This is a genomic window from Burkholderia sp. BE12 (assembly GCF_002959955.1).
In the GTDB taxonomy this organism is placed as follows: domain Bacteria; phylum Pseudomonadota; class Gammaproteobacteria; order Burkholderiales; family Burkholderiaceae; genus Burkholderia.
Genome location: NZ_PREY01000087.1, coordinates 1 through 545, shown reverse-complemented (window position 1 = coordinate 545; position 545 = coordinate 1). Strand labels below are relative to the sequence as shown.

Here is a 545-nt window from a genome sequence, read left to right as displayed (position 1 = left end):
GGTCACCACGGTAGGATTCATGACTGGGGTGAAGTCGTAACAAGGTAGCCGTATCGGAAGGTGCGGCTGGATCACCTCCTTTCCAGAGCTATCTCGCGCAAGTTGAGCGCTCACGCTTATCGGCTGTAAATTAAAGACAGACTCAGGGGTCTGTAGCTCAGTCGGTTAGAGCACCGTCTTGATAAGGCGGGGGTCGTTGGTTCGAATCCAACCAGACCCACCATTGTCTGGCGGTAACACACCTGAGGCATCTGTACTCAATGGGGGCATAGCTCAGCTGGGAGAGCACCTGCTTTGCAAGCAGGGGGTCGTCGGTTCGATCCCGTCTGCCTCCACCAATCACCAACGCTAAGGGCTTGGTTCAGAGACTGAACCGAGAATTTTGCATTGGCGATTGAGCCAGTCAGAGGATATCAAGCGATATCGGCTGTCGTTCTTTAACAATCTGGAAGAAGTAAGTAATTTGGATAGCGGAAGCGTCTTGAGATGGACGTGGAAGTTATCCGGGTTGTGATTGTATCGATGTATCTCAAGATGATTCGAAC

At 51.6% G+C, this 545-nt stretch carries 2 tRNA genes and 1 rRNA gene; all 3 read left to right on the top strand.

Features of this window, described 5'->3' with window-relative positions:
* Nucleotides 1-82, top strand: a 16S ribosomal RNA gene (locus C4B30_RS35030); the annotation flags it as partial.
* A 64-nt stretch (nt 83-146) separates the two neighbouring features.
* Nucleotides 147-223: transfer RNA gene (locus tag C4B30_RS35025), tRNA-Ile, on the top strand.
* Nucleotides 224-262: 39 nt separating this feature from the next.
* Nucleotides 263-338, top strand: a tRNA-Ala gene (locus C4B30_RS35020).
* The last annotated feature ends 207 nt before the right edge of the window (nt 339-545 follow it).